The organism is Curtobacterium sp. NPDC088465, from assembly GCF_044753165.1.
In the GTDB taxonomy this organism is placed as follows: Bacteria; Actinomycetota; Actinomycetes; order Actinomycetales; family Microbacteriaceae; genus Curtobacterium.
This window is the reverse complement of record NZ_JBIVMR010000001.1, coordinates 202,938-224,088: the sequence shown is the minus strand read 5'-3', so window position 1 is coordinate 224,088 and position 21,151 is coordinate 202,938. Positions and strand designations below refer to the sequence as shown.

Annotated in this window: 16 protein-coding genes, 1 tRNA gene, 1 pseudogene and 1 riboswitch; of the genes and pseudogenes, 11 read left to right on the top strand and 7 right to left on the bottom strand. The window is 73.0% G+C overall.

Annotation, left to right across the window (positions count from 1 at the left end; translation table 11 throughout):
• The first annotated feature begins 166 nt into the window (after window positions 1–166).
• The 4 genes from ACIP6W_RS01010 to ACIP6W_RS00995 all read left to right on the top strand — a co-directional run bounded on the left by ACIP6W_RS01010 (window position 167) and on the right by ACIP6W_RS00995 (window position 3,848).
• Window positions 167–1,015, top strand: coding sequence for a DUF4397 domain-containing protein (locus ACIP6W_RS01010; RefSeq protein WP_209683533.1), 849 nt, complete (start codon window positions 167–169; stop codon window positions 1,013–1,015).
• Between the two features lie 131 nt (window positions 1,016–1,146).
• The gene (locus ACIP6W_RS01005; protein WP_400427720.1) at window positions 1,147–2,298 is read left to right on the top strand and encodes a glycosyl hydrolase family 8; all 1,152 of its coding nucleotides are present in this window, start codon (window positions 1,147–1,149) and stop codon (window positions 2,296–2,298) included.
• On the top strand, window positions 2,295–3,008 hold the full coding sequence (locus ACIP6W_RS01000; protein WP_251154748.1) for a class F sortase: 714 nt from the start codon (window positions 2,295–2,297) through the stop codon (window positions 3,006–3,008). Before ACIP6W_RS01005 ends, ACIP6W_RS01000 begins: the two co-directional genes overlap by 4 nt.
• A gap of 45 nt (window positions 3,009–3,053) precedes the next feature.
• Window positions 3,054–3,848 (top strand): polyprenol monophosphomannose synthase, encoded by a 795-nt coding sequence (locus ACIP6W_RS00995; RefSeq protein ID WP_200884134.1) that lies wholly within the window; start codon window positions 3,054–3,056, stop codon window positions 3,846–3,848.
• Between the two features lie 166 nt (window positions 3,849–4,014).
• Here the strand turns inward: ACIP6W_RS00995 and treZ are convergent, their stop codons facing one another.
• From treZ to glgX, 3 genes are read right to left on the bottom strand one after another with little or no spacing between them, the layout of a single operon-like run.
• The gene (gene treZ / locus ACIP6W_RS00990) at window positions 4,015–5,769 is read right to left on the bottom strand and encodes a malto-oligosyltrehalose trehalohydrolase (RefSeq protein ID WP_400427717.1); all 1,755 of its coding nucleotides are present in this window, start codon (window positions 5,767–5,769) and stop codon (window positions 4,015–4,017) included.
• Window positions 5,766–8,213: a malto-oligosyltrehalose synthase gene (gene treY / locus ACIP6W_RS00985; RefSeq protein WP_251154750.1), complete on the bottom strand. Its 2,448-nt coding sequence runs from the start codon at window positions 8,211–8,213 to the stop codon at window positions 5,766–5,768. Before treY ends, treZ begins: the two co-directional genes overlap by 4 nt.
• Window positions 8,210–10,594 carry a glycogen debranching protein GlgX gene (gene glgX, locus ACIP6W_RS00980; RefSeq protein WP_400427714.1) on the bottom strand — a complete coding sequence of 795 codons (2,385 nt, stop codon included), beginning with the start codon at window positions 10,592–10,594 and terminating at the stop codon, window positions 8,210–8,212. The genes treY and glgX overlap by 4 nt, the downstream gene beginning before the upstream one ends.
• 129 nt (window positions 10,595–10,723) lie before the next feature.
• On the opposite strand from glgX, the gene ACIP6W_RS00975 reads away from it, so the two are divergent.
• The 5 genes from ACIP6W_RS00975 to ACIP6W_RS00955 all read left to right on the top strand — a co-directional run bounded on the left by ACIP6W_RS00975 (window position 10,724) and on the right by ACIP6W_RS00955 (window position 15,167).
• Window positions 10,724–11,044 carry a hypothetical protein gene (locus ACIP6W_RS00975; RefSeq protein WP_058727630.1) on the top strand — a complete coding sequence of 107 codons (321 nt, stop codon included), beginning with the start codon at window positions 10,724–10,726 and terminating at the stop codon, window positions 11,042–11,044.
• A 78-nt stretch (window positions 11,045–11,122) separates the two neighbouring features.
• A riboswitch (TPP riboswitch) is annotated at window positions 11,123–11,234 on the top strand.
• On the top strand, window positions 11,230–11,979 hold the full coding sequence (locus ACIP6W_RS00970) for an ECF transporter S component (protein WP_326495765.1): 750 nt from the start codon (window positions 11,230–11,232) through the stop codon (window positions 11,977–11,979). It overlaps the preceding riboswitch by 5 nt.
• A 5-nt stretch (window positions 11,980–11,984) precedes the next feature.
• Window positions 11,985–13,730, top strand: a complete 1,746-nt coding sequence (locus tag ACIP6W_RS00965) for an ABC transporter ATP-binding protein (RefSeq protein WP_400427712.1) — start codon at window positions 11,985–11,987, stop codon at window positions 13,728–13,730.
• Window positions 13,727–14,533, top strand: a complete 807-nt coding sequence (locus ACIP6W_RS00960; RefSeq protein WP_400427710.1) for an energy-coupling factor transporter transmembrane component T family protein — start codon at window positions 13,727–13,729, stop codon at window positions 14,531–14,533. Before ACIP6W_RS00965 ends, ACIP6W_RS00960 begins: the two co-directional genes overlap by 4 nt.
• On the top strand, window positions 14,526–15,167 hold the full coding sequence (locus ACIP6W_RS00955) for an ATP-binding protein (RefSeq protein ID WP_400427708.1): 642 nt from the start codon (window positions 14,526–14,528) through the stop codon (window positions 15,165–15,167). Before ACIP6W_RS00960 ends, ACIP6W_RS00955 begins: the two co-directional genes overlap by 8 nt.
• 69 nt (window positions 15,168–15,236) lie before the next feature.
• On the opposite strand, the gene ACIP6W_RS00950 is transcribed toward ACIP6W_RS00955, so the two are convergent.
• Window positions 15,237–16,646: an MFS transporter gene (locus ACIP6W_RS00950; RefSeq protein ID WP_271825961.1), complete on the bottom strand. Its 1,410-nt coding sequence runs from the start codon at window positions 16,644–16,646 to the stop codon at window positions 15,237–15,239.
• A 101-nt stretch (window positions 16,647–16,747) separates the two neighbouring features.
• Here ACIP6W_RS00950 and ACIP6W_RS00945 point away from each other — a divergent pair, with 101 nt between their 5' ends.
• On the top strand, window positions 16,748–18,175 hold the full coding sequence (locus tag ACIP6W_RS00945; protein ID WP_400427705.1) for an LLM class flavin-dependent oxidoreductase: 1,428 nt from the start codon (window positions 16,748–16,750) through the stop codon (window positions 18,173–18,175).
• Window positions 18,172–19,329: pseudogene (locus ACIP6W_RS00940) on the top strand (acyl-CoA dehydrogenase family protein); the annotation flags it as partial. The gene ACIP6W_RS00945 and the pseudogene ACIP6W_RS00940, both read left to right, overlap by 4 nt.
• A gap of 330 nt (window positions 19,330–19,659) precedes the next feature.
• Here ACIP6W_RS00940 and ACIP6W_RS00935 read toward each other — a convergent pair.
• The 3 genes from ACIP6W_RS00935 to orn all read right to left on the bottom strand — a co-directional run bounded on the left by ACIP6W_RS00935 (window position 19,660) and on the right by orn (window position 20,869).
• Window positions 19,660–20,004: a metallopeptidase family protein gene (locus ACIP6W_RS00935; protein WP_251154855.1), complete on the bottom strand. Its 345-nt coding sequence runs from the start codon at window positions 20,002–20,004 to the stop codon at window positions 19,660–19,662.
• Between the two features lie 75 nt (window positions 20,005–20,079).
• Window positions 20,080–20,155, bottom strand: a tRNA-His gene (locus ACIP6W_RS00930).
• Window positions 20,156–20,230: 75 nt separating this feature from the next.
• On the bottom strand, window positions 20,231–20,869 hold the full coding sequence (orn, locus tag ACIP6W_RS00925) for an oligoribonuclease (RefSeq protein WP_066653036.1): 639 nt from the start codon (window positions 20,867–20,869) through the stop codon (window positions 20,231–20,233).
• Window positions 20,870–21,151: the final 282 nt, after the last annotated feature.

Sequence of the window (21,151 nt, the reverse complement as noted above, 5' to 3'; positions counted from 1 at the left end):
CCGGCCACCAGCCCCGCTCCCCACCTCCACCCCCCCACACGCTGCCCAGCCCCACGGTCCGCCCACACCCACACCCGCACCTGCTCCCCAGCCCCAGCCCCAGCCCCAGCCCCAGCACCAGCCCCAGCACCAGCACCTGTACCACCCGAACCGAAGGAGCACCACGATGCACGCACGCACCTCCGCGCCCACCGTCACCCGCCGCGCCACCCGCCGCCCGGTCGTCGTCGCCGGGATCGCCGCCGCCGTCGTCGCCGCCACCGTCGGCCTCGCCGCACCGCAGACCGCCTCGGCCGCGACCGGCTCCGACGAGGGCTGGCTCCGCGTCGGCCACCTCTCCCCGGACACCAAGGGCGTCGACGTCGAGCTGACCAGCCTGTCCGGCGGCAAGACGGTGTTCGAGCTCGACGACGTCACGTACGGCCAGGTCAGCCCCTACCAGGAGCTCCCCGTCGGCACCTACGTCCTCTCGATGCGCGCTGCCGACGCCCCCGACTCCACCCCGGTGATCTCGACCGATGTCCAGGTCCAGCAGGGCGACGCGAACACCGTCGTCGCCTACGGCAAGAACGACGACCTGCAGACCAAGGCGTTCACCGACGACCTGCAGCAGCCCGGTGACGGCAAGGCCAAGCTCCGTCTCGTCCAGGCCGCGACCACGGCGAAGGAGGTCGACGTCAGCACGACCGACGGCACCGCCATCGCCGAGGACGCCTCCTTCGGCACGGCCACCCGGTACGCGACGGTCGGCGCCGGCAAGTGGTCGCTCGACGTCTCCGGCAGCGGCCAGCGCGGGACCGCCGAGGTCGACCTCGCCGGCAACACCGTCTCGACGCTCTTCGTCCTCGACGACAGCAAGGGCGACCTGACCGTCGTGCCCGTCACCGACGCGGCCGCCACGGCAACGACCCCGTCCGGTGGGGTCCAGACCGGTGGTGGCGGCGCAGCCGCCGACCGCCCCGTCACCGAGTTCACGCACGCGATCGTCGCGGCGTTCCGCTCGCTGTTCCACTGACCGACGGGCAGCCGACGGGTCGCGTGACCCGTCGGGCCCGGCCTGGAGGCGCGGATCACCGCAGCCCGAGCGCCCACCTGGTGCGCGCCTCCCGTCCGACCGTCCCCGACCACCCCGGAAGAGGTGCCGGCATGACCCGCAGGACCTGGATCCCCATCACCGCCGCAGCGGCGGTCGTCGTCGCCGTCGGCGTCGCCCTCGTCGCCGTCCGTCCGTGGAGCGACGCCGTGCCGCAGGCAGGAGCGACCTCGAGCGTGACCTCGTCGCCCGCCCCGGACGTCGACCGCAGCGCCGCCGAGCTGCGGCAGGACTTCCTCGACGACTACGTGCAGGACGGCCGGGTCGTCCGCACCGACCAGGGCGGCGACACCGTCAGCGAGGGGCAGGCCTACGGTCTGCTCATCGCCTTCGCGGACGACGACCGTGAGACCTTCGGCGACATCTGGTCGTGGACGAAGCGGCACCTGGTGACCGACGACGACCTGCTCGCGTGGCGGTGGACGCCGGAGGACGGGGTCGTCGACGGCCAGTCCGCGAGCGATGCCGACCTCGACGCCGCCCGGGCACTCGTGCTCGCCGGCGACCGGTGGGGCGACGAGCGGTACACCGCCGCGGGCAGGGCGATGGCGTCGGCGATCCTCGAGCACGAGACGGCGGAGACCGACCTCGGGACGATCCTGCTGCCGGGGCCGTGGGCGGACACCGAGCCGTACCGGTACAACGCGTCCTACGCGTCACCCGCCGCGTTCCGGGTCCTGGAGCGGGCGACCGGCGACCGCCGCTGGGCGGAGCTCACCGAGGGCTCTCGTGCGGTGACCGCCGCCGTGCTCGACGTCAGCGACCTGCCGAGCGACTGGTCCCAGGTACACACCGACGGCACGGTCGAACCGATGCCCGCGAACGGCGACCAGGGCAGCGTGGTCTACGGGTGGGACGCGATGCGGCTGCCGCTGCGCTACGCAGAGGCGTGCTCGGCCGAGGACCGCACGCTCGCCGGGTCGATCGCGCCGACCCTGCGCCGGAGCACCGAGCTCGCGGCCCAGCTCGACCTCGGAGGCACGGCCGTCACCGGGGACACCAGCGCGCTCGCCTACGCCGCACGGGCAGCGGCCGAGCACGCGGCCGGCTCGTCGTCGGCGGCGTCGGCCGACCTGCGGCGGATGGACCGGATCTCGGCGACCACCCCGACCTACTACGGCGACGCGTGGGCAGCGCTCGGCGCGACCATGCTCACGTCGGACGTCCTCGGTGGCTGCGCGACCGACGCGGGAGGCGCCTCGTGACCGGGCGTCGGACCGCGACCGGACCGAGCCGGTGGTGGTCCGGCCGCCGCGGCGTGCTCGTCGGTGGAGCGGTGGCGGCGGTCCTCGTCGGCGGCGGCATCGCCGGGGTGGCCGTCGCCACCACGGGGACCGACGCCGCGGGGACCCGGACGGCGGCGACCAGCAGCCCGTCCGCGAGGACGGACCCGGGTGCGGCGGCGAACGGCTCCGGGGCCGGCGACACGTCGGGCTTCCAGGACCCGGCGGCACCGGCCGCGCGCTCGACCGCCACGCCGGTGCGGGTGGAGATCCCGGCGATCGGTGTGTCCTCGGGCCTCGAGGACCTCGGCCGCGGTGCCGCTGGGGAGCTCGACCCGCCGGAGGACTGGGACAGCGCGGGCTGGTTCGCCGACGGCATCGTGCCGGGGCAGGTCGGGCCGGCCGTGATCGCCGGGCACGTCGACAGCCCGACGAGCGCAGCCGTCTTCTTCCGGCTCGACGAACTCGTGGCCGGGGACGAGATCCACGTGGCGATGTCCGACGGCACGACCCGCACCTTCACGGTCGACCGTTCGGAGCGCGCCGCGAAGTCGGCCTTCCCGACGAGTGACGTGTACGGCAGCGCACCGACCCCGCAGCTCCGGCTGATCACGTGCGACGGTACGTTCGACACCGCGACCGGGCACTACACGGACAATCTGATCGTGTTCGCAGACCTGACGTCGGGCTGACGCAGGGCGACCCGATACCCTTCGATGCGAACCGCGAGGAGCACCATGAGCACGTCCCTGGTCATCATCCCGACCTACGACGAGGCGGAGAACGTCCGCCCGATCGTCGCCCGCACCCTGGCCGCGACCGACGACAGCGTCCACGTGCTCGTCGTCGACGACAACTCCCCGGACGGCACCGGCGACATCGCGGACGAGATCGCGCGTGAGACCGACCGGGTCCACGTGATGCACCGGACGGTGAAGGACGGCCTCGGCGGCGCGTACCTCGCGGGGTTCGCCTGGGGCCTCGAGCACGGCTACGACAAGCTCGTCGAGATGGACGCGGACGGCTCGCACCACCCGGAGTACCTCCCGTGGATGCTCGAGCTCGCCGACTCGAACGACCTCGTGCTCGGCTCCCGCTGGATCAAGGGTGGCGAGGTCGAGAACTGGCCGTGGTACCGCGAACTGCTGTCCCGCGGCGGGAACCTCTACACGCGGATGGCGCTCGGCATCGCGGTGCGTGACGCGACCGGCGGCTTCCGGGTGTTCACGTCGAAGGCGTTCGAGCGGATCGACCTGGCCGGGGTCGCGTCGAAGGGGTACTGCTTCCAGGTCGACCTGTGCTGGCGTGCGCTCGAGGCCGGGTTGCGGGTCGTCGAGACGCCGATCACCTTCACCGAGCGCGAGTTCGGCGTCTCGAAGATGAGCGGCAACATCGTCCGTGAGAGCCTGACGCTCGTGACGAAGTGGGGCATCGACCGGCGGGTGCGCGAGGTGCGCTCTGTCGTGAAGGACCACCGCCGACTGCCCTCGGTGCGCAAGAACGCGCACGCGGTCGGAGACCAGTCCGCCTGACCCGCAACGGCCCGGGACCGGTGCCGGTGATGGCCCGGTACCGGTAGCGGTTCTGCCGCGCCGTGCCCGGCCGGTGTCGTGGCCACTCTGCTCCGCGCAAGCGACAGTCCCCCGTGGGGGTTCCACGGGGGACTGTCGCTCACGCAGATCGGTCAGGGGACGTCCGTCAGCGCAGGACCACCACGCCGCGCGACGCGAACCGGACCACACCGGCGTCGACGCTCGCCTCACCGAAGCGGTAGAGCTCCTCACTGGTCGCGTCCGGGACGGACACCTCGGCAGCGTCGTCGGCGAAGTTCACCACGACGTGCACCGGCGCCGCGTCGGGCCCGAGCAGACCGCGGGTCAGCACGAGCCAGCGGTCGTCCCCGTCGAAGCGGACGGCGTTCGCCTCGTAGCGGTGGTCGACGAAGGCCTGCTCGGTGCGGCGCAGCGCGACGAGCACGCGGTAGGCCCGGAGGATCCGCGCACCCCGCTCCGAGGTGACGTCGGCCCAGTCGAGCTTCGAGTTCGAGAACGTCGTCGGGTCCTGCGGGTCCGGGACGACCGATTCGTCCCAACCGTGCTCCGCGAACTCGGCGATCCGACCCTTCGCCGTGATCTCGCCCAGCGCCTTCTCCGGGTGGGAGGTGAAGAACTGCCACGGCGTGGTCGCGGCGAACTCCTCGCCCATGAACAGCATCGGCGTGAACGGGCCGAGCAGCGTCAGCGCCGCGGCGATGACGAGCGACTCGTCGTCGAGTGACGCCGCGAGCCGGTCGCCCGCGGCGCGGTTGCCGATCTGGTCGTGGTTCTGGTTCGCGACGACCAGCGCCGTCGCGGGCGACGTCCCGCGGTCGATCGGTCGACCGTGCCGCTTCCCGCGGAACGACGACCAGGTGCCGTCGTGGAAGAACCCGTGCTCCAGGACCTTCGCCAGCGCCGAGAGCGGTGCGAAGTCGGCGTAGTAGCCGTTCGTCTCGCCGGTGAGCGCCACGTGGACGGCGTGGTGGAAGTCGTCCGACCACTGTCCGGTCAGGCCGTACCCGGAGGCCTCCTGCGGACGGAACATGACCGGGTCGTTGAGGTCCGACTCGGCGATGAGCGAGAGCGGGCGCCCGACGAACTCCGAGTACGACTCGGTCTCGGAGGCCATGACCTGCAGCACGTGCGGGCGCGTGGTGTCCCGGATCGCGTGCACCGCGTCGAGCCGGAGTCCGTCGACGTGGTGGTCGCGGAACCACATCCGCACGTTGTCCAGCACGTACCGGCGGACCTCGGGGTGCTCGACGTTGACCGAGTCGCCCCAGGTGTTCCCGAGCCCCTGCAGCAGGTACGGACCGTACAGCGGCAGGTAGTTCCCGCTCGGGCCGAGGTGGTTGTAGACGACGTCCTGGATGACCCCGAGGCCCAGCGCGTGGGCGGTGTCGACGAAGCGGTCGTAGGCGTCGGGACCGCCGTAGGGGTGGTGCACGGCGAACCAGCCGACCCCGTCGTAGCCCCAGTTCCACTCGCCGTTGACGGCGTTGACGGGGAGCAGCTCGACGAACTCCACGCCGAGCTCGACGAGGTGGTCGAGCTTCGCGGCCGCAGCGTCGAGGGTGCCCTCGGGCGTGTAGGTGCCGATGTGCATCTCGTAGATCACACCGCCGCGGGCGGGACGGCCCGTCCAGGCCTCGTCGGTCCACGCGAAGCGCTCCGGGTCCACGACCTCGGACGTGCCGTGCACCCCGTCCGGCTGGTACCGGCTGCGGGGGTCCGGGCGGACGTCCTCGTCGTCGTCGATACGGAAGCCGTAGCGCGCGCCGACGACCGGGGCGACCTCGTCGGTGCTCCACCAGTCGTCGTCACCGCGGGTCAGGGCGTACTCGACGTCGTCGACGACCAGGCGCACGCGCTCGGGGTTCGGCGCCCAGACGGCGTAGCGGGCGGGAACGGTCATGCGTGACCCTCCAGGATCTCGATCTCGGCCTGCTGGTCGGAGACGGCGGTGCCGTCCGACCCGGAGGCCGCGGGGGTGGTCGTCGACGTGGACGAGGAGGCAGCGGCCGCCCCGGCGTCGGCGAGGTCGGCGGGCACGAGGAGCGCAACCGGCAGGTCCGTGAGCAGCTCGGCGAGCGCGATGCCGCGGGACGCGGGGAACCGTCGACCGGTGAGCAGGTCGACCCGGTCGAGCGGCACCGGGTGCACCAGGGTGTCGCCCCAGCCCCCGACCCGCTCGAGTCCGACGGGCAGGCGTGTCGCGACGGTCACGGCACCGCCACGGTCGAACGCCAGGACGTGGTCGGCGGCGCTGCCCGTGGCCTCGAGCCCCAGGTAGCGGGTGAACAGCTCGGGGTGGTCGCGGCGCAGGCGCAGGGCCCGGCTGACGACGAGGGTCTTCACGGCACCGTCGAGTCCGACGGCCGGCAGCCGCTCGGGGCCGTCGTCCTCGGGGCCGTCGAGCCCGGCGAGCACGTGCCGGAGCTCGGCGTAGTCGACCGGTCGGCGGTTGTCGGGGTCGACGAGCGACCGGTCCCAGCCCTCGGTGCCCTGGTAGACGTCCGGCACGCCGGGCATCGTCAGCTGCACGAGCTTCTGGGCCAGCCCGTTCGACCACCCGGCAGCGTTGATGACCTGGTCGAGCTCGTCGAGCACGGCCACGACCTGCGGATCGTCGAACGACGCGTCGACGAGCGCGTGCATCTGCTCCTCGAACGCCTCGTCCGGCTCGGTCCACGTCGTGCTGTCGCCGGCCTCGCGCGACGCCTTCTCGGCGTAGGCGTGCAGGCGATCGCGGCTCGCAGGACGTGCACCGACGATGGCCTGCCACAACAGGTCCGCCATCACGGCGTCGTCGAGCGGGGCCAGGGATCGCAGCCGCGCGAGCGCGTCGGCCCACTCGGAGCCGAGCTCGGCGAGCACGCTGATGCGCGCACGGGTGTCCTCGCTGCGCTTCGTGTCGTGCGTGGTGAGCGTCGTCATGGTGTGCGGCCAGCTGCCCTGGCGGTCGCGCTGGGCCTGGTGGAAGTCCTCCACCGAGACGGCGAACAGGCTCGGGTCTGCGCCGACCTCGCTCAGGGTGGTCAGGCGCGACGTGCGGTAGAACGCGGTGTCCTCGACGCCCTTCGCCATCACCATGCCCGACGTCTGCTGCAGCCGGACGGCCGCGGCGTGACCGGGGTCGACGAGCGCCGGTGCGATGCGGTCGATCACGTCGTCGAGGTCCGGGCGGGCCTCGGCGGCGCGTTCGAGGGCGTCGATGAGGTGGTGGACGCCCTCGGGCAGGTACGTCCGGTAGACCTCGAAGGACGCGACGATCTCGGCGACGGCGTCGACGACGCGGTCCTCGGGCACGTCGGGTGCCACGGGGGCGAGGAGCCGTGCGAGCCGGCGGACCTCGCTGCCGAGGATGCCGTCGGCGATCCCGCGCCGGGTGTCGTGCGTGAGCTGCTGCCAGTCGGCGGGCTCGGCACCGGACGCGGCGGTGAGCGCCGGTTCACCCGCGGGGTCGACGAAGACACGGTCGACCACGGCGAGGGCGTCGTAGCCGGTGGTTCCGTCGACCGGCCACGACGACGGGAGCTGCTCGCCGGGCTCGAGGATCTTCTCGACGAGCGTGTACGCGCCGCCGGTGAGGTCGTGCAGGTCCTGCAGGTACCCGGCGGGGTCGTACAGGCCGTCCGGGTGGTCGATGCGCAGGCCGTCCACGAGCCCGTCGCGGAACCAGCCGCCGATCGTCGCGTGGGACGAGGCGAACACCTCGGGCTCCTCGACGCGGATCGCCGCGAGGGTGTTGACCGCGAAGAAGCGACGGTAGTTGAGGTCGTGGTCCGCGCGCTTCCAGTGCACGAACTCGTAGTGCTGACGGGCGTGCACGGCTGCGACGTCGTCACCGTCCTGCACGGTGCCCTCGGCCGTCGGGTAGGCGGTCTCGCCGACGTACAGCCGGCCGTCCCGCAGCTCGACCGCGTCGAGCAGCCGGTCGTCGAGCACCGGGATCCGGATGCGCCCGTCCCCGGCCTGCCAGTCCACGTCGAAGGCCCACGCGACGGGGGAGCCCTGTCCGGACTCGAGCAGGGACCACCACCACGGGTTCGCCTCGGGGGTGGCGACGCCGACGTGGTTCGGCACGATGTCGACGAGGACACCCAGCCCGGCGGCGTGCGCGGCCTCGGCGAGGGCTCGGAGCGCTGCGTCGCCGCCGCGCTCGGTGTCGACGTGCGAGTGGTCGACGACGTCGTAGCCGTGCTGCGACCCGGGCTCGGCCTGCAGCACGGGGGAGAGGTAGACCCAGTCCGCACCGAGGGTGCGGATGTGGTCGACCACGCCCTGGGCGGCGTCGAGGTCGAAGTCTGCGGTGACCTGCAGCCGGTAGGTGGACGTGGGGACGCGGCGAGCGCTCACGCGGTGGCTCCTGTGGGATCGGGTTCGGGTTCGGTGTCAGGGGAGTCTGGGTCGGCGTCGGTGTCGCTGACCGGGTCCGTTGCGGACGTGCCCTCGGCCGACGCCGTGGGCTGTTCCGCCCCGGACTGAGCAGCGTCGGACGGTTCCGCGCCGGACGGTTCCGCCCCGGTCGGTTCCGGGTCGGTGGCGGACGCCGCCGTCGACGCCGCGGGGTTGGTCGGGGTGGACTGCCGCCCGCCCTCGACCGACTCCACCTGCGTGGTGGTGACCTCGTGGTCGGGCTCGGCGCGGAGCACGATCATCGAGCGCGCCGGCACGTCGAGCGGGGTCCCGGCGTCGAGGACCGTCTCGCGGGCGCCGGGTTCGGCCGTGTCGATCCGGACGGTCCACCCGGGCGAGTACTCCTCGGGCGGCAGGGTGAAGGTCACGACGTCGTCGTGTGCGTTGTAGTACGTCAGGAACGCCACGTCGGTCACACGTTCGCCCCAGCGGTCGCGGCCGCGGATGCCCTCGCCGTTCAGGTACATGCCGACGCTCTTGCCGAAGCCGGAGTCCCAGTCCTCGGGGTCCATCGCGTCGCCGGACGGGGTCAGCCACACGACGTCGGGCAGTGGCTCGCCCTCGCCCCGGCGCACCGGACGACCGTTGAAGTACCGGGTGCGGCGGAAGGTCGGGTGGTCGTGCCGGAGCTTCACGACGTCGGCGGTGAACTGCACGAGTTCGTCGTCGGCGTGCTCCCAGTCGATCCAGCTGATCGCGGAGTCCTGCGCGTACACGTTGTTGTTGCCGTGCTGGGTGCGGCCGAGCTCGTCGCCGTGGGCGATCATCGGCACGCCCTGGCTGAGCAGCAGGGTGGCGAGGAAGTTCCGCCGGCGCTGCAGTCGGAGCGCGGCGACCTCCGGGTCGTCCGTCGGCCCCTCGACGCCGGAGTTCCAGGACCGGTTGTGGCTCTCGCCGTCGTTGTTGTCCTCGCCGTTGGCGTCGTTGTGCTTCTCGTTGTACGCGACCAGGTCGTACAGCGTGAAGCCGTCGTGGGCGGTGATGAAGTTGATGCTCGCCTTGGGCGTCCGGCCGTCGTGCTCGTACAGGTCGGCCGACCCGGAGATGCGCGAGGCGAACTCGCCGAGCGTCGAGGGCTCGCCCCGCCAGAAGTCACGCACGGTGTCGCGGTACTTGCCGTTCCACTCGGACCACTGCGGCGGGAAGTTGCCGACCTGGTACCCGCCGGGCCCGACGTCCCACGGCTCGGCGATGAGCTTGACCTGGGACACGATCGGGTCCTGCTGGACCAGTTCGAAGAAGGCCGCGAGCCGGTCGACCTCGTAGAACTCGCGGGCCAGGGCCGCGGCGAGGTCGAAGCGGAACCCGTCGACGTGCATCTCGGTGACCCAGTACCGCAGCGAGTCCATGATGAGCTGCAGCGAGTGCGGGTGCCCGACGTTGAGCGAGTTCCCGGTGCCCGTGGTGTCCATGTAGTACCGCTTGTCGTCCTCGACCAGGCGGTAGTACGCCGCGTTGTCGATGCCGCGGAACGACAGGGTCGGTCCGAGGTGGTTGCCCTCTGCCGTGTGGTTGTAGACGACGTCGAGGACGACCTCGATGCCGGCACGGTGGAGCTCGCGCACCATCGCCTTGAACTCCTGCACCTGCTGCCCGCGGTCGCCGGACGACGAGTAGTGCGAGTGCGGCGCGAAGAAGCCGATCGTGTTGTAGCCCCAGTAGTTCGACAGCCCCTTCTCCTGCAGCGTGGAGTCGTTGACGAACTGGTGCACCGGCATGAGCTCGAGCGTCGTGATCCCCAGGCGCTTGAGGTGCTCGATGACCGCCGGGTGCGCGACACCGGCGTAGGTGCCCCGTTGCTCCTCGGGCACGTCGGGGTGCGTCTCGGTGAGGCCCTTGACGTGCGCCTCGTAGATCACCGTCTCGCCGTAGGGGACCCGGGGAGCCCGGTCACCCTGCCAGTCGAAGAACGGGTTGATGACGACGCCCTTCATCATGTGGGACGCCGAGTCCTGGTCGTCGGTCGAGTCCGGGTCGCCGAACGTGTACGAGAACAGCGCCTGGTCCCAGTCGATGTCGCCGCTGGTCGCCTTGGCGTACGGGTCGAGGAGCAGCTTGTGCGGGTTGCCGCGCAGTCCGTTCGCCGGGTCGTACGGGGCGTGCACGCGGAAGCCGTACTCCTGCCCCGGGGCGACGTTCGGCAGGTAGGCGTGCCAGACGTGTGCGTCCACCTCGACCAGGTCGACGCACTCCTCGTTCCCCGCGTCGTCGAAGAGGCACAGTTCCACGCGGTCGGCGACCTCGCTGAACAGGGCGAAGTTCGTGCCGCTGCCGTCGTAGGTCGCCCCGAGGGGGTACGGGTTGCCGGGCCAGGTGTGCAAACAGTCCTCCAGGTGTGGGTTCCGCCACGGTATCGGCGCGGGCCGTCCGCGTCCGCAGACAAGCCCCAGGGGCGGACGGCCGCCGGTGCTCGCCGACCTGTGGAGGAACCGCCGAGTAGCCTCGCGCGCATGGCCAACATCGTGAGTCAGATCGCAGACAAGGTGCGCCCCGTGGGCGTCTCGACCAACTACGGCGAACCGGTCGAGGTCGGGGACCAGACCCTCATCCCGGTGTCCATCGGCTGGTTCGGCTTCGGCGCCGGCGGGGACGACGAGAACGGCGGCGGCGGTGGCGGCGGGGCGTCGATCCCCGTCGGTGCGTACGTGCGTCGCCCGGGGCAGGACCTGCAGTTCGAGCCGAACCTGATCTCGCTGCTCGCGGTGAGCATCCCCACCATCTGGGTGACCGGCAAGGCCCTGAGCAAGGTGATCCGCGCCCTCAAGAAGTGACCCACCGGACGGGAGGCCCGTGGCGACGTCGCCACGGGCCTCCCGTCCGTCACGCGGTCGCGACCGCGTCTAGACTGCTGCCACACACACGGGAGTCCGGGACCGCCGGGCTGAGAGGGAGCGAACGGCGCTCCGACCGTCGAACCTGATCCGGGTCATGCCGGCGCAGGGAGGAGTCAGCAACCATGCCTGCAACCACGCAGTCCGCAGCACCGTCCACCACCGTCAGGCGCTCGTTGCGCTGGCGGGTCGTCGACATCGTCGTCGCGAGCGTCCTCGCCGTCGCGATCGGTGTCGTCTTCAAGCTCTGGGAGTTCGGCTACGAGCCGATCAGCGCCGTCGCCGCCCTGGTCCTCCCCGGCACCCAGGCACTCTTCGGCGGGGTCTGGCTGCTCGCCGGGCCGCTCGTCGCCATCGTCGTCCGGAAGCCCGGGGCCGCGCTCTACGCCGAGATGGTCGCCGCCAGCGTCGAGGCACTGCTCGGCACCCAGTGGGGGTGGCTGACGCTCGAGGCCGGTCTCGTGCAGGGCCTCGGGGCCGAGGTCGTGCTCGCACTGTTCCTCTACCGGGCCTACCGGCTGCCGGTCGTCGTGCTCGCCGGTGCCGCCGCGGGGCTCGCCCTCGGCATCAACGACACCGTGCTCTGGTACCCGGGGCTCGACGCGGCCTTCAAGACCGTCTACGTCGTGTCCGCCGTGGTGTCCGGGGCCGTGATCGCCGGGCTCGGTTCGTGGCTGCTCGTGCGGGCGCTCGCCGCGACCGGCGTGCTGTCCTCGTTCGCCGCAGGGCGTGAGCACGCCCGACGGACGCACGCGACGACCCCGCAGCAGTCGTCCGCCCCGACCGGCGCGACCGTTCCGCTCGACGGAGCGCAGTCCGGCACCGCGACGCCCGCCGCCGAGCAGGCCGAGCGCGGGTCCCGCGCCGCCCGGTGACGGCCGTGTCGTCCTCGGGGGCGGCGCGGATCGCCTTCCGTGACTGGGGCTGGCGGTACGCCGGGCGCGACGCGTGGGCGGTGCGCGGTCTCGACCTCGTCGTCGAGCCGGGTGAGCGCGTCGCGGTCGTCGGCCCCTCGGGCGCCGGCAAGTCGACGGTGCTCCGCGCGGTCGCAGCGGTGCTGGCGGACGAGCCGGACCCCGACGACGACACCGCCGCAGCCGTGCAGGGCTCGGTCCTGGTCGACGGCGCCGACCCCCGCGCGGTCCGCGGGCGCGTCGGCCTCGTCATGCAGGATCCCGAGGCCCACACGGTGATGTCGCGCATCGGCGACGACGTGGCCTTCGGATGCGAGAACACCGGCGTCCCGCGGGCCGAGACGTGGGAACGCGTCCGGCACGCGCTCGGGGTCGTCGGCCTCGACCTGCCGCTCGACCGGTCGACGAGCCGGCTCTCCGGCGGGCAGCGGCAGCGTCTGGCGCTCGCGGGCGTGCTCGCGATGCGCCCCGGCGTGCTCGTGCTCGACGAACCGTGCGCGAACCTCGACCCCGAGGGCGTGGCGCAGGTCCACGACGCCGTGCGGGCGCTGCTCGACACCAGCGGTGCGACGATGCTCGTGGTCGAGCACCGGATCGGCACCTGGCTCGACCTGGTCGATCGACTCGTGCTCCTCGAACCCGGGGGCGGGGTCGTCGCGGACGGGACCCCCGCGTCGGTGCTCGCCGAGCACGGTCCGGCGCTGACGGCGGCCGGCGTGTGGGTGCCCGGTGCCGAGCCGGCGCGGGGATCGTCCCGGGCCGGCGGCGGACGTCCGGTCGCGCCGTCGACCGGTGCCGGCCGTCCGGTCGCGCCGTCGACCGAGCGAGCGGGCGGATCAGCACCGGGAGCGCCGGTGGCCGGGGGCGCCTTCCGCCCGCGCGACGAGGAGACGGCGCTGCTCGAGGCGCGGGGACTCGCGACCGCGCGCGGGGGCATCCTCGGACGTGCCGGCGGGACCCGTGTCGGCAGCGGGATCGACCTCGGGGTCCGTCGCGGTCGGGTCCTCGCGGTCACCGGTCCGAACGGCGTCGGCAAGTCGACGCTCGGCCTCACCCTCGCCGGGCTCCTGCGGCCGTCCGGAGGGACACTCCTCGCGACGCCCGACCTGGCCGGGGACGCCGGTGACGCGCCGATCCGGTGGACGAGCCGGCAGCTCGCCGCCCGGATCGGGTCGGTGTTCCAGGACCCCGGACACCAGTTCGTGGCGCGCAGTGTCCGCGAGGAGCTCGGTGCCGGACCGCGCGCGCTCGGGCTGTCGGACGCCGACGCGCGGGTGGAGGAACTCCTCGACGCGTTCGGGCTCCGGCACCTCGCCGACGCCAACCCCTTCACCCTGTCCGGCGGTGAGCAGCGGCGGCTCGCGATCGGTGCCGTCGTCGCCTCGCGGCCGCCCGTGGTCGTGCTGGACGAACCCACCTCGGGCCAGGACCGTGCGACCTGGCAGGCCGTGGTCGACCTGCTCGGGGCGCTGGCGGAGGCGGGGACGGCGCTCGTCGTGGTGACGCACGACCGTGACCTCGTCCGTGCGCTCGACGCCGACGAGGTCGTGCTCGCCGCCGACGGTGCGAGGGCCGTGCCGCCGGCCGGAACCGCCGTCCCGCCGGACGGACGCAGTGGCCCCTCGGCCGGACCCGGCGCCCCGTCGGCCGGACCGGACGCCCCGTCGACCGGACCCGGCAGACCCCGACCGACCACGGAGGTGCACCGGTGACCACCCCGACGACCCGCGCCGGTGCGGGCGGGCGAGCCGAGCCTCCCGGCCGGACGCGCCGCGGTGTCGCCGGCGTCCAGCCCGTCGCCGCGATGCTCGGCGTGCTCGCACTCGGCCTGTGCCTCGTGACGAGTCTCGACGTCGTCTCCGCGGCCGTCGCGCTCGCGCTGGAGCTGCTGCTCCTCCCGGTGCTCCGGATCCCGCCGCGGATCCTGCTGCTGCGGGCGTCACCGGTGCTCGTCGCCGTGCCCCTGACGGCGCTGAGCATCGCGCTGTACGGGCGGCCCTCCGGGCGGGAGTGGTTCGACCTCGGCTTCGTCCACGTCACCGACGGGTCGCTGACGCTCGCGCTGGCGACCGCGCTGCGGGTCCTCGCGGTCGGGCTGCCGGCCGTCGTGCTCTTCGTCGGGGTCGACCCGACCGACCTGGCCGACGGGCTCGCACAGCTGCTGCGGCTGCCGGCCCGCTTCGTGCTCGGGGCCCTGGCTGCGGTGCGGATGACGACCCTGCTCGGCGAGGACTGGCGCCAGCTCGCCATGGCACGCCGCGCACGGGGGCTCGCCGACCACGGGCGGCTGCGGCGCGGAGCGTCGATGGCCTTCGCGCTGCTCGTGCTCGCACTCCGCCGGGCGACCACGCTGGCGGTGGCGATGGAGTCGCGCGGCTTCGGCGCTCCCGGTCCCCGGACGTGGGCGCGGCAGGCGCGGTTCGCGGGACCGGAGTGGGCGATGGTCGCCGTGCTGGTGGGGATCGGTGTCGCGTCGATCGGGGTGGCCGTGGCTGCGGGGACGTGGCGTGCCTGAGCGCGCGCGGCCGGACGCGACCGCCTCGGGTGCGGTCGCCGGGGGAGCGGTGCCGGACGTGACCGACGGAGGTGCGCGGCCGGACGTGACCGCCGGGGGAGCGGCACCGGACGCGGCGCTCGTCGAGGGGATCGCCGCGGCCGCGGCCGGCGCTGCTGCCGCTACCGGACGACGGCTCGTCGTGCTGGTCGACGGGCGCTCGGGCACCGGGAAGACCACGCTGGGCGACGCCGTGGCGGCACGGCTCGGCGCACGGGTCGTGCACCTCGACGACGTCTACCCCGGGTGGGACGGCCTGCGCGCGGCCGCCGACGCGGTCGTGTCCGACGTGCTCGGGACACCGTCGGGGTACCGGCGCTGGGACTGGGAGCGGTCCGAGCCGGCGGAGTGGGTGTCGATCGAGTCGCACGTGCCGCTGGTGGTCGAGGGGTGCGGGGCGCTCTCCCGGGGGTCCGCTCCACATGCGACCCTCCGGGTGTGGCTCGAGGCGGACGACGACGTCCGACGCGACCGGGCGATCGGCCGCGACGGCGAGGTGTTCGCCCGCGAGTGGGAGCGCTGGGCTGCCCAGGAGCGTGCCTTCATCGCCGCCGAGGCGCCCGCGGAGCTCGCGGACCTGGTGCTCAGGACGTAGTCGGTGTGGTCGCCGGTGAGACCCGGGCTGACCGACGTCCCTCGCGGCCCGGAGCCCGAGCCCCGTCGCTCAGCCCGAGACTGGCCCACCGGCGCCGGCACCGGCACCGGCACCGGCACCGGCACCGGCACCGGCCGCCCGGGCGTCCGCCCGCCGCGCGTCGCGCACCGGGTCGACCGCGAACACCGCGGCCACGACCGACAGCACCGCGTACACGCCGAGGTACGCGCACAGGATCCACGGCGAGCCCCCGCCCACCTCGACGAACACCGCCGCGAGCAACGGCGTCAGTCCCACCGAGAAGATCGACCCGATCTGGTACCCGAGGCTCATGCCCGAGTAGCGCCGCCCGGTCGGGAACTGCTCCGCGAACCACGCCGCCTGCGGACCGTAGATGCTGTCGTGGAACACGCTCATGCCGATCAACGCCACGAACGGCAGCAGCACCAGGGGCCCGGCGTCGAGGAACGCGAAGAACGGCCAGATCAGCACGCCGATCCCGATCGCCGACCCGATCGCGAGCGGCCGGCGCCCGACCCGGTCGGACAGCCACCCCCAGAACGGCGTCGACACGAGCGACACCGCCGAGATCACGAGCACCGCCTGGAGCCCGGCGGCCGAGCCCTCCTCGCCGCGCTTCGCCCCGAGGTAGGTCAGCGAGTACGTCGTCAGGATCGAGTAGAGCGCCGGCTGGACGAGCCGCAGCCCTGCGGTGACGAGGATCGACCGCGGGTGCCGACGGACCGCCTGCCACACCGGGAACCGCTCGACACCGCCGGACGCGCGCAGCGCCTGGAACACCGGGGCGTCCTGCACGCCGAGCCGGATGACGAGTCCGACCGCGACGATGACCGCGGAGAACAGGAACGGCAGGCGCCACCCCCAGGCCAGGAACGCCTCGTTGCCGAGCAGGGTCCGTACGAGCGTGAATACCCCGGTCGCCAGCAGCATGCCGCCCGCGGACCCCATCTGCGTGAACGCCCCGAACAGTCCCCGGTGCCGCGTCGGCGCGTGCTCGACCGACAGCAGCGCCGACCCGCCCCACTCCGCTCCGGCTGCGACGCCCTGGAGCAGTCGCAGCACCACGAGTGCGACCACCGCACCGACCCCGATCGTCGCCGCCGAGGGGATCACCCCGATGAGCGTCGACGCGATGCCCATCAGCACCAGGGACGCCACGAGCAGCTTCTTCCGCCCGATCCGGTCGCCCAGGTGCCCGGCCACGATGCCGCCGAGCGGCCGCGCGACGAAGCCGACACCGTAGGTCGCGAAGGACGCGATCACACCGACGGCCGGCGTGACGGACGGGAAGAACGTCGGGGCGAACACGAGCGCCGAGGCCGTCGCGTACAGGTAGAAGTCGTAGTACTCGACGGTCGTCCCGACGAACGACGCGAGCGCGACGCGACGTCGGGTCGCGTTCGTGGACGGAGACGGGGGACGGACGGGAGGCGCGGCTGCGGTCGTCTGGGTCGGCATGCCTCAGGAGCATGGTCGCCGCCCGGCCGCCGCGGAACCGCGCCCGTAACGCGAGGTCACGTCATGACCGTCGGCGGCGGCTCCCCGGACACCATGGGGGCATGAGCGATGCACCGACCCGTCCGCTGCGCTTCGCGGCCTTCGTCATGAACACGACGTCGCACATCCAGCACGGCCTCTGGCGGCACCCGGACGCCCGGCAGGCGGACTTCGACGACGTCACGCTGTGGACCGACCTCGCCCGGACGCTCGAGCGCGGGAAGTTCGACGCGATGTTCTTCGCGGACGTCGTCGGCACGTACGGCCCCGCCCGCGGCGACTACGCGACGAACCTCCGCGAGGGGCTGCAGATCCCCTCGAACGACCCGTCCGTGCTGCTCTCCGCGCTCGCCGTGTCGACCGAGCACCTCGGCCTGGCGTTCACCTCGAGCGTCATCCAGGCGCACCCGTTCGACTTCGCCCGCAAGGTGTCGACGCTCGACCACATCACCCGCGGCCGCATCGGGTGGAACGTCGTGACGAGCGCCCTCGACAGCGCCGCCCGGAACTTCGGCGCCGACCGGCTCGAGGAGCACGACGAGCGCTACGCCTGGGCCGAGGAGTACCTCGAGGTCTGCGCCAAGCTGTGGGAGGGGTCGTGGGAGGACGGCGCCGTGCTCAAGGACCCGGTGCGCGGCTACGCGGACCCGGAGCTGGTGCACCGCATCGACCACCACGGCAAGCGGTACGACGTGCAGGGGCCGCACCTCAGCGCGCCCTCGCCCCAGCGGACGCCCGTGCTGTTCCAGGCCGGGTCCTCGCCGGCCGGCCGGGCCTTCGCCGCGCGGAACGCCGAGGCGCAGTTCATCCTCACCTCGAACCGGGACGCCACCGAGCAGCTGATCCGCGAGACCCGAGACCTCGCCGCCGCCGTCGGCCGACGCCGCGAGGACATCGCGTTCTTCCTCGGCCTGACCTTCGTCACGGGATCCACCGAGGCCGAGGCGAAGGCGAAGGAAGCGGAGATCGACGAGTACCTGGCCGCCGACGGCTTCCTCGTGCACTCGAACCTCGGCTTCGACCCGGACACCGGCGAGCCGCTCGACCCGGCGACGCCGCTGTCCGAGGTCCGGACCCAGGCCGGGCAGTCGCACCTGCAGTGGCTCCGCGAGGCCGCCGGCGACCGCGAGCCGACCATCGCCGACCTCGCCCGGCTCTCCGCCAAGCTCCGCGCCCGGGTCGTCGGGACGCCCGAGCAGATCGCGGACGAGCTCGCCGCGTGGCAGCGGGTCGGGGTCGACGGCGTGAACGTCATCAACTGGACGCTGCCCGGCTCGTACGAGGAGTTCGTCGACCACATCGCGCCGACCCTGCAGGAGCGCGGACTCATGCAGTCGGAGTACCGGGAGGGCACCCTCCGCGAGAAGCTCTTCGGCCACGCGCAGCTGCCCGACTCACACCCGGCGAGGCGGTGGCGCGGCGCGTTCTCCGGCGGTGCGGCCGGGACCGGCGGGGACCAGGCGCGCGACGCCGTGGGGGTGACCGCATGACGGACGCGACGACGAGCACCGGGGGTGAGCCGGGCCTCCCGAGCGACCGTCCGGACGACGTGCCAGCGAGCGCCGGGGGTGCGCCGTGCCTCCCGGCCGACCGTCTCGCAGTCCTGCGTGCGCGCTTCGCGCCGGTCGTCGAGGCGATCCGCGAGGGCGCGGTCGCGCGCGAGCTGGCGTCCGGCACCCCTGGCGACCGCGACCTCCCGCACGCCGAGGTGCGCGCGCTGGCGGACGCGGGCTTCGGGCGGCTGCGCGTGCCCGAGCAACGCGGTGGCTTCGGCGTGACGCTCGTCGAGCTCGCGCACCTGGTGGCGGACCTCGCGGCGGCGGACTCGAACATCGCGCACCTGTGGCGGGGACACTTCGGGTACACGGAGCTCGTGCTCCTGCGTCCGGACTCGCCCGCTCGGGACGAGTGGCTCCAGCGCATCGTCGGCGGGGCGATCGTGGGGAACGCGACCTCGGAGCGGACCGGCACGACGCTGGCGGACATCTCGACGACCGTCGCTGCCGACGACTCCGGCACGTGGCGGCTCGACGGGCGGAAGTTCTACTCGACCGGCACGCTCTACGCCGACTGGATCTACCTGGCGGCCGACCGCGACGGCGAGCGGGTGACCTTCGCCGTGCCGACCGGTGCACCGGGTGTGACCGGCGTCGACGACTGGGACGGCTTCGGGCAGCGCCTCACCGCTTCGGGGACGACCGTCTTCGACGGCGTCGCGGTCGACCCGGCGGTGGTCTCGGCCTACCGGGACGCGCCGCTCTCGCACATCCAGGCCTTCTACCAGCTGTACCTGCTGGCGGTCCTCGCCGGCATCGGACAGGCCGTCGTCGACGACGCCGTGGCGTTCGTCCGGCCGCGGACCCGCACGTACATCCACGCGAACGCCGCCGTACCGGGGGAGGACCCGCAGGTGCTGGCCGTGCTCGGACGGCTGTCGGCGGGGGCGTTCACCGCGCGGTCGCTCGTCGTCGCGGCGGCAGGGCTGCTCGACGGGGTCGTGGCGACGAACGAGCCCGGGGTGGGCGTCGACCACGCACTGCTCGATGCCGCCGAGAACGCCGTCTACCAGGCGCAGGTCGAGGTCGGGCCGCGGGTGCTGCAGGCGGCCACGGAGTTGTTCGAGGTCGGTGGGGCCTCGGCGGCCGACCGGACGCGGGCGCTCGACCGGCACTGGCGGAACGCCCGGGTGGTGGCGTCGCACAACCCTGCCGTCTACAAGGAGCGACTCGTGGGGGAGTACGTGCTGCACGGGCGGGGGCCGGTGGACGCGTGGGAGGTACCACGAGGTGGGGCCGACGCGGTTCTGAGGGCGCCGCGCGCGGCGCGTGCGCGCGGCGCGCCGCGCGCGGCGCGTGCCGCCAGCGCGAGTCTCGGCCCCGCGGACACGTTCGCGTCTTCGGAGCCGCGAAACCGTCCGCCAGCGCGAGTCTCGGCTCAGCGGGAGCCGGAGCCGACAGCCGGCAGCGGGGCGCCTCTACGCCCAGCCGAGCTCGTGCAACCGAGCGTCGTCGATGCCGTAGAAGTGCCCGATCTCGTGGACGAGCGTGGTGTGCACCTCGTCCCGGAGATCCTCGACGGTGTCGCACTCCTCGAGGTGCTGCTTCCGGAACACCACGATCCGGTCGGGGAGCTCACCGAACCCGTACTGCCCGCGCTCGGTCGCGGCGACCCCGTCGTAGTACCCGAACAGGTCGGAGCCGTCCTCCGGCTCGTCCTCGACGACGAACACCACGTTGTCCAGCCCGTCGACCATCTCGTCGGGCAGCCGGTCGAGCTCGTCGGTCACGAGCTGCTCGAACTCGTCGGCGGACATCTCCATCACGGACTCGATGGTGGCACACGACCATCCGAGAACTGCGAAGGCCCCGTCCTTCGGGACGGGGCCTTCGACTTCTGGGGTGAATAACGGGTCTCGAACCCGCGACCTCCTAGACCACAACCAGGCGCTCTACCAACTGAGCTATATCCACCACGTCCGAACCGGCTGACCGGCGCGACCACTCAATAGTAGTACATGCCGGAGGCCGCGACGACCACGCGTGTCGCTACTCCGCCGTGGGCTGCCCGAGCCGCGGTTCCCACTTCTCGACCACCTCGGCCGCGACGGCGCGGACGTCCTCGGTCGTCGGGCCGGGCTCCGGGATGAAGCCGGCGCGACGGTAGTACTCGAGCTCGCGGATCGACTCGAGGATGTCCGCGAGGGCACGGTGGCCGCCGTGCTTCTCCGGCGCGTTGAAGTACACGCGCGGGAACCAGCGGCGGCAGAGCTCCTTGATGCTCGACACGTCGACGCTGCGGTAGTGCAGGTGCCCGTCGACGCGGGGCATGTACTTCGACAGGAAGGCGCGGTCCGTGCCGATCGTGTTGCCGGCCAGCGGCGCGCTGCCCTCGGCCGGGACGTGCTGGAGGATGTACTCGAGCACCTGGTACTCGGCGTCCGCCAGCGAGACACCGTCCGGGATCGCCTCGGCGAGGCCCGAAGTCGCGTGCATGTTCGTGACGAACTCGTTCATGTTGTCGAGCGCCGACTGGTCGGGCTTGATCACGATGTCGAACCCGGGGTGCACGGGGACGAGGTCGAAGTCCGTGACGACGACGGCCACCTCGACGAGTTGGTCGACCTCGACGTCGAGGCCGGTCATCTCGCAGTCGATCCAGACGAGGCGGTCGTTCGCAGTTGCCATGTCCTCGATCCTATTCCGCACGGGTGACGCTCCCGCGCCCGGACCCGAGGCTGTGGAGCGATCCAGGTCGGCACCGTGCCGGCTCCGCTCGAGGCGACACCGGGACGCCGTGGACACACGGCTGCCCCTGGCCGAGCGGGCGGAACCGGCAGCCGCGATCCGGAACGGCGGCAGGATCCGCCCGCTCGCGCCGCGCGCGGTCCGGATCCAGGTGGGCCGTGCCTCCCGGTCGGTCCGTGAGCGGGCGGAACCCGCACTCGCGATCCGGAACGGCGGCAGGAT

Bases quoted from the DNA above. Each gene is read 5' to 3' on its own strand.
- ACIP6W_RS00970 (WP_326495765.1), top strand. From the start codon at position 11,230: ATGCCTGCAACCACGCAGTCCGCAGCACCGTCCACCACCGTCAGGCGC.
- orn (WP_066653036.1), bottom strand. From the start codon at position 20,869: ATGGCAACTGCGAACGACCGCCTCGTCTGGATCGACTGCGAGATGACC.
- ACIP6W_RS01010 (WP_209683533.1), top strand. From the start codon at position 167: ATGCACGCACGCACCTCCGCGCCCACCGTCACCCGCCGCGCCACCCGC.
- ACIP6W_RS01005 (WP_400427720.1), top strand. From the start codon at position 1,147: ATGACCCGCAGGACCTGGATCCCCATCACCGCCGCAGCGGCGGTCGTC.
- ACIP6W_RS00995 (WP_200884134.1), top strand. From the start codon at position 3,054: ATGAGCACGTCCCTGGTCATCATCCCGACCTACGACGAGGCGGAGAAC.
- ACIP6W_RS00935 (WP_251154855.1), bottom strand. From the start codon at position 20,004: ATGGAGATGTCCGCCGACGAGTTCGAGCAGCTCGTGACCGACGAGCTC.
- ACIP6W_RS00950 (WP_271825961.1), bottom strand. From the start codon at position 16,646: ATGCCGACCCAGACGACCGCAGCCGCGCCTCCCGTCCGTCCCCCGTCT.
- treZ (WP_400427717.1), bottom strand. From the start codon at position 5,769: ATGACCGTTCCCGCCCGCTACGCCGTCTGGGCGCCGAACCCCGAGCGC.
- ACIP6W_RS00945 (WP_400427705.1), top strand. From the start codon at position 16,748: ATGAGCGATGCACCGACCCGTCCGCTGCGCTTCGCGGCCTTCGTCATG.
- ACIP6W_RS00975 (WP_058727630.1), top strand. From the start codon at position 10,724: ATGGCCAACATCGTGAGTCAGATCGCAGACAAGGTGCGCCCCGTGGGC.